The organism is Streptomyces sp. NPDC002958 (genome assembly GCF_055563255.1).
This window is the reverse complement of record NZ_JBVHDS010000008.1, coordinates 153114-159624: the sequence shown is the minus strand read 5'-3', so window position 1 is coordinate 159624 and position 6511 is coordinate 153114. Positions and strand designations below refer to the sequence as shown.

General features: G+C 71.1%; 5 protein-coding genes. All 5 read right to left on the bottom strand.

The genetic code is table 11. From position 1 onward, the window contains the following. Window positions 1-351 (bottom strand): hypothetical protein (locus tag ACZ3IC_RS17005; RefSeq protein WP_467416958.1); only part of this gene is annotated, 351 nt, incomplete at its 3' end. Window positions 352-583: 232 nt separating this feature from the next. Then, on the bottom strand, window positions 584-1366 hold the full coding sequence (locus ACZ3IC_RS17000; RefSeq protein ID WP_467416957.1) for a TIGR03936 family radical SAM-associated protein: 783 nt from the start codon (window positions 1364-1366) through the stop codon (window positions 584-586). 122 nt (window positions 1367-1488) lie between these two features. Further along, complete coding sequence (locus ACZ3IC_RS16995) at window positions 1489-2688, bottom strand: hypothetical protein (protein WP_467417197.1); 1200 nt, start codon at window positions 2686-2688, stop codon at window positions 1489-1491. A 265-nt stretch (window positions 2689-2953) separates the two neighbouring features. Then, complete coding sequence (locus ACZ3IC_RS16990; RefSeq protein ID WP_467416955.1) at window positions 2954-4885, bottom strand: TIGR03960 family B12-binding radical SAM protein; 1932 nt, start codon at window positions 4883-4885, stop codon at window positions 2954-2956. A gap of 50 nt (window positions 4886-4935) precedes the next feature. Then, a complete protein-coding gene (locus ACZ3IC_RS16985; RefSeq protein ID WP_467416952.1) occupies window positions 4936-6468 on the bottom strand; it encodes a CYTH and CHAD domain-containing protein in 1533 nt (510 codons plus the stop codon). Window positions 6469-6511: the final 43 nt, after the last annotated feature.

Genomic DNA, 6511 nt, shown 5'->3' with positions numbered 1-6511 from the left:
CTCGACGGCCTCGACAGTCGCAGCGGTCGCAGCAGGCTCCACGATCTCTACAGCCTCGACGGCCTGCGGCGCACCCGCCGGAGCAGTCGCCTTGCGCACGGCACGGCGACGGGTACGCGCGGGCGGCGCGGCTTCTGCCGCCGGAACGCTCTCGGCGTCGGCGGTGATGCTGTCGGACACTGCGGCGTCAACGGCCGGTATGGCCGGAGCGTCGGCACCCTGTGCGTCCGCCACCGGCGGACCGGCCGGGCGGGACGCGGCGCGGCGCCTGCGGCGCGGCGGCAGCTTGTCTCCGGGTGCGTTGTTCTCTTCGGCGTTCCCGGTCGTGCCGGGTTCGTTGGGCTGGGGCATGCGGGCAGTTCTCCCGTCAGGCTCCCGGGCGCCGCGTCTGGTTCCGGTCCGGTACGGTCCGCGTGATGTACGCGAGACCGCCGTCCGGGGCGCGGGCGCCGCACGGGAGCTCAATGTCTGGCTCGCCGGTTCCGTAGGCGTTCTGCGTACGGCCTGGCGAAAGTCTTATGGGTCATCGCGCGGTCCGACCCAGGTGGCTCCCGAGTCAGAGGACTGCGCTGCAACGACCGCCTTACGCGGAACCTGCACCTTCCGGCGCCGTCGCGACGGCGGTCCCGGTGGCCGTGGGTGGAGCGGCCGGGGCTGCCTCGCGGTCGGGCGCGAGCGGGTCGGTCACCGTGCCGGACTCCTCGTCGAAGAGCCCCTGCGCCAGCCTGGTCACCGCTGCGGGGACCGGCGGCGCCAGGTCGGCCACAACGTGGAGACCGGACAGGACGTCGTCAGGTCGCACGGCAGGTGTCACGTGCCGAACAACCAGCCGCAGTATCGCACAGGGCTTGTCCTCGGGCCTATCAGGCTGTGGATCAAGGGCCCGCAGATCGACGACGGCGGCGCGGGCGTCGAAGATCCGCATGCCGTTCTTCGCCCGGCGCTGGACCTCGACGGTCTCCGCCCCGTTGAAAGCGGCCACGGCCTTGACGGCCTCCTCGGTGGAGACACCGTCGAGACGCAGCTCCCAGATGGAGGCGGTCAGCCGGTCGGCGAGACCCGAGGTGCGGGCCTCCACGGCGTCGGTGATGTCGAGACCGTCCGGGAGCGAGGCGTTGAGCAGCTCACGCAAGACGGCCGGATCCCGGGCCTCGGTGAGGGCGATCTCCAGGAACTCGGCCTCGCTGCCCGTGCCGGTGGGGGCGGCATTGGCATACGACACCTTCGGGTGCGGGGTGAAGCCCGCCGAGTAGGCCATGGGCACCTGGGAGCGGCGCAGTGCCCGCTCGAAGGCACGCTGGAAGTCACGGTGACTGGTGAACCGGAGGCGGCCGCGCTTGGTGTAGCGCAGTCGGATGCGCTGCACTGCCGGTGCGGGCGGCGGACCTTCGGGCTGTCGCTTGCCCAGTGGTTCTTCTCCTCGGTGCGGGGCGGACGCGGTGACACGCCGCCCTCGAAATGCGGGTGGCCCGGGGTGTCCGGTCCGGCTCACCCCCGCTCGGCGTTTTTCTCTCCGAGCGAGGAGATCTCTGGTTCGGGCGCCGCGCTGGGCACAGTCATTGCTTGTTGTGCAGCACCCAGCCTACGCGCAAGGGGGCTCCCCGGTTCCCGGGGCTCGGGCGCCCTCGGCCCACCGACCAGTGCCCGCCATGCGTCACGGCGTGCCTGGGCGACGGTCTCGCGCGCCGCGCGCAGCGCCGCCCGGGCCGCGCGCCCCGTCTCGACGGCGGCCCGCTTGGCGGGGACCCAGACCGCGTCCCGTACGAAATGTCCCACCGGCGTGCACACCGTGCGGCAGACCCAGGTCACCGGCGCCCCGACCAGATGCCACGCCAGCCAGGCGATGGCCCGGCCCACGGCACGCGAGATGTATCCCGCGACGCGCCAGGCGACACCGAAGGCGGCGGCGATCTCCCGCCCGACCGGGGCGAGGACCCGCCGGTACAGCCAGCCGAGCGGTGTGACGAGCAGTGTCAGGACCAGCCACACCATTGCCGCCCACAGACCGCGTCCGACGGCCGCGATCCCGCGCACCAGCAGTTCGAGCAGCCAGGTGATGCCGTGGCCGAGCGGGGTGAGCAGTTCCCGATACGCCCAGGCCAGCGGCCGTACGATCAGATGCTCCGCCAGCCAGGCGGCGGCGATCGCGAGGGGCACCAGGACGTACCGCCACAGGCCGACCACCGGCCGGACGAACAGGGCGGTGAGCACCCGGCCGACCGCGGCGGCGATCCCCCGCCCGGCAGGGGCGAGCAGCTCGCGGTACACCCGGCGCAGCCCGTGTCCGATCGGGGTGAGCACCGCCTCGTACAGCCACACCACCGGCACCACGAGCCCGTACCGCACCGCCGGCACCAGCGCATACCGCCAGAGCGCGGCCCACGGCCAGACGAAGACCGCCGCTGCCAGCCACAGCAGCGCATGTCCCAGCGTGGTGAGCACCGCTCTGTACAGCCAGACCGCGGGGATCACCACGAGTGTCGCGAACAGCCAGGACAGGGCCCGGCCCAGAGGGCGCAGCAGGATGCGGTCGGCGGCACGGGCGCCCGCCACCAGGGCGTCCCAGACCATGCGTACGGGCAGGACGATCACCAGCACCACGATCCGTACCGGAATCCTGATCAGGGTGGTCAGACAACCCCCGCCCGCTTCGTACTGCGCGGGGGCCCAGTGCTTGCCGTAGTCCATGCCGTACATGACGCGAAGGCCCGGTCCGGAGGTTCTTCCGTTCCAGTGGCCGTCACAACACCCCGGCTCAGGGGGTGCGATGGGTTTCAAGATCCGGAGATCCGGACGGCTCAGGGGCCGCCCACGCAAAACGCCCGGCCGGGAAACCCCGGCCGGGCGCCTGCATGAACTGCTCGCGGCCTGATCAACACGACCACGTGTCGCGACGACCCCTGGTGCCCCTCCAGGACCGGGCCTTCGTCACCGAGCCGTCACCCGGACGGGGTCAGGCCTGCTGCACGACCGACAGCGGCAGGAGCTTCTTGCCGGTCGGGCCGATCTGGATACTGGTGTCCATCTGCGGGCAGACGCCGCAGTCGAAGCACGGGGTCCAGCGGCAGTCCTCGACCTCGGTCTCGTCGAGCGAGTCCTGCCAGTCCTCCCAGAGCCAGTCCTTGTCGAGACCGGAGTCCAGGTGGTCCCAGGGCAGGACCTCCTCGTAGCTCCGCTCACGGGTGGTGTACCAGTCGACGTCCACGCCGTACTCGGGCAGCGTCTTCTCGGCGGCGGTCATCCAGCGGTCGTAGCTGAAGTGCTCGCGCCAGCCGTCGAAGCGGCCGCCGGACTCGTAGACCGCGCGGATGACGGAGCCGATACGGCGGTCGCCGCGCGAGAGCAGGCCCTCGACGATGCCGGGCTTGCCGTCGTGGTAGCGGAAGCCGATGGAGCGGCCGTACTTCTTGTCGCCGCGGATCTTGTCGCGGAGCTTGGCCAGCCGGGCGTCGGTCTCCTCGGCGCTGAGCTGCGGGGCCCACTGGAACGGCGTGTGCGGCTTGGGCACGAAGCCGCCGATGGAGACGGTGCAGCGGATGTCGTTCTGGCCGGAGACCTCGCGGCCCTTGGCGATGACATTGACCGCCATGTCACCGATCTGGAGGACGTCCTCATCGGTCTCGGTGGGCAGACCGCACATGAAGTACAGCTTCACCTGGCGCCAGCCGTTGCCGTACGCGGTGGCGACGGTACGGATGAGGTCCTCTTCCGAGACCATCTTGTTGATGACCTTGCGCATACGCTCGGAGCCGCCCTCGGGGGCGAAGGTGAGTCCGGAGCGACGGCCGTTACGGGTCAGCTCGTTGGCCAGGTCCACGTTGAACGCGTCGACGCGGGTGGAGGGCAGCGAGAGGCCGATCTTGTCCTCGGTGTACCGGTCGGCGAGGCCCTTGGCGATCTCGCCGATCTCGGTGTGGTCCGCGGAGGAGAGCGAGAGCAGTCCGACCTCCTCGAAGCCGGTCGCCTTGAGGCCCTTCTCGACCATTTCGCCGATGCCGGTGATGCTTCGCTCCCGCACGGGGCGCGTGATCATGCCGGCCTGGCAGAAACGGCAGCCGCGGGTGCAGCCGCGGAAGATCTCGACGGACATCCGCTCGTGAACGGTCTCGGCGAGGGGCACGAGGGGCTGCTTCGGGTACGGCCACTCGTCGAGGTCCATCACGGTGTGCTTGGACACCCGCCACGGCACGCCCGACCTGTTGGGCACGACACGGCCGATGCGCCCGTCCGGGAGGTACTCGACGTCGTAGAAGCCCGGGACGTAGACGCCGCCGGTCCTCGCGAGGCGGAAGAGCACCTCTTCGCGGCCGCCGGGGCGGCCCTCGGCCTTCCAGGCGCGGATGATCTCGGTGATCTCCAGGACGGCCTGCTCGCCGTCGCCGATGACCGCGCAGTCGATGAACTCCGCGATCGGCTCGGGGTTGAACGCGGCGTGGCCGCCGGCCAGCACGATCGGGTCGTCGACGGTGCGGTCCTTGGCGTCCAGCGGGATGCCCGCGAGATCCAGGGCGGTCAGCATGTTGGTGTAGCCGAGCTCGGTGGAGAAGCTCAGCCCGAAGACGTCGAACGCCTTGACCGGGCGGTGGCTGTCCACGGTGAACTGCGGGACCTTGTGCTCGCGCATCAGTTCTTCGAGGTCCGGCCACACGCTGTAGGTGCGCTCGGCGAGGACGCCCTGGCGCTCGTTGAGCACCTCGTACAGGATCATGACGCCCTGGTTGGGGAGCCCGACCTCGTACGCGTCCGGGTACATCAGCGCCCAGCGGACGTCGCATTCGTCCCACGGCTTGACGGTGGAGTTCAGTTCACCGCCGACGTACTGGATGGGCTTCTGCACATGCGGGAGCAGAGCTTCGAGCTGTGGGAAGACCGAATCGACAGACATCGCGAACTTTCGAGAGCCGGCAAGGGTGACCATAAAGCCTAACCCGATACTCAGCCTCCCAGCGCCGCCCGCAGCTTCGGGCGCGACGCCCGCTCCCACACCTCGGACAGTTCTTGCTCCCGGGCGGCGGCCGCCGCCTCCTCCCGCCCGTACAGCAGTCCCCAGGTGAACGCCGACTCTCCCGCCAGGTGCGCCTGGACGGCCAGGGTGCGCAGGGCGTCGCGGGCCACCACGCTGTCCTGGTGGTCGCCGAGGAGGGTCTGCACGGCCTTCATCCGTTTGGCGAACCGCTTGGCCGGCTTCCCGAGCGCGGGCCGGGCCGCCTCCGCCGCGTAACGGGCGCGCTTGGCGGCCTTGCGGGCATCGTGCAGGGCGACGTCCCGGTCGTGGCCGGGCGGGAGCTCCCGTGCGTGGCCGACGCGGGTCGCCAGGCGCGCGTACTCCTTCAGTACGGCGCGGGGCAGTGCCTGCTCGGGGGCGCGGGACGCGGCGGGCAGCAGCGGCGGGCCGGCGAGCAGGGCGTCGAGGCTCTCCAGGAGTGCGAGATACCGCTTCCCGTCGAGTACGGAGACCGTGCGACGCCGGGAGCCGCCCCTGTGGGCGACCGACCGGATCCGGAGCCGGCCTCGGACCGGTCCGAGGATCAGGGTGCGCGGCAGACCGGCGATGCCGGCACGCAGTCGGGCGTCGAGAACCTCCTGATCGCGGTCGATACCGAGCTCCGCGGCGAGCCACTTCAGCTCGACGCCCACCGGGTCGGTGACGCTCCGGTCGAGGATCTTCCGGTACGTCCGCAGCGCGCTGCGCAGCCTGCGGGTGGCGACCCGCATCTGGTGCACGGAGTCGGGGAGGTCACGGCGTACGGCGGGGTCGAGGGCGATGATCGCCTCGGTCTGGTGGCGGATGTACGCGAGGACGTGGTCACCCGCGGTGGGCTGCCCGGCCTTCCCGCCGACGCCCTTGTCCTGCTTCCCCTTCCGCTCCGGCGCGGTCTCGGCGAGCGCCCTGGCCAGCTTGGACGGTGATGCGGACGGGTGGACACCGGCCTTGCGCAGCCTGCGTTCCACGGCGTCGAGGAAGGCCGGGTCGCCGTCGTCGGCCAGTTCGACCTCGATCTCGGTCCAGGCGGCCGTGGCGCTGCCGCCGGTCAGGCGTTCGGCCCGCACGTGGTCGATGCTGACCTCGGCGAGCAGTGCGCCCTCGGCGTCGAGCAGGTGGTGGACGTCACGGGCATTGAGCAGCCGGACGACGGGGACAAGTGCGCTGTCGCGGACCCGGGAGCGGAGCAGAACAGCGAGGGAGCGCGGCAGGGTGTCGGAGAGCGGTTCCTGGAGCTCGTCCCGGATACCGGAGGCAACCGGGAATTTGAGGTGCCAGCCGGCGTCGCCACCGCCGGTGCGGCGGCGCAGGGCGAGGGAGTCGGCCGCGAGCCGGAGGTCCTCGGTGTCGTAGTAGACGGCGTCCAGTTCCCTGACACCCCGGTGGGCGACAGCCGAGACCCCGGCCACCCGGCTCAGGTCGGGAAGCCGGGTTTCCGCAGTGGCTTCGTACTTCCGCTCGATCTCACGCTTCGAGTCCGCCATGATCCGAATCTAGACGTGTTGCGCGCGGATGGGCAGTGCTCCC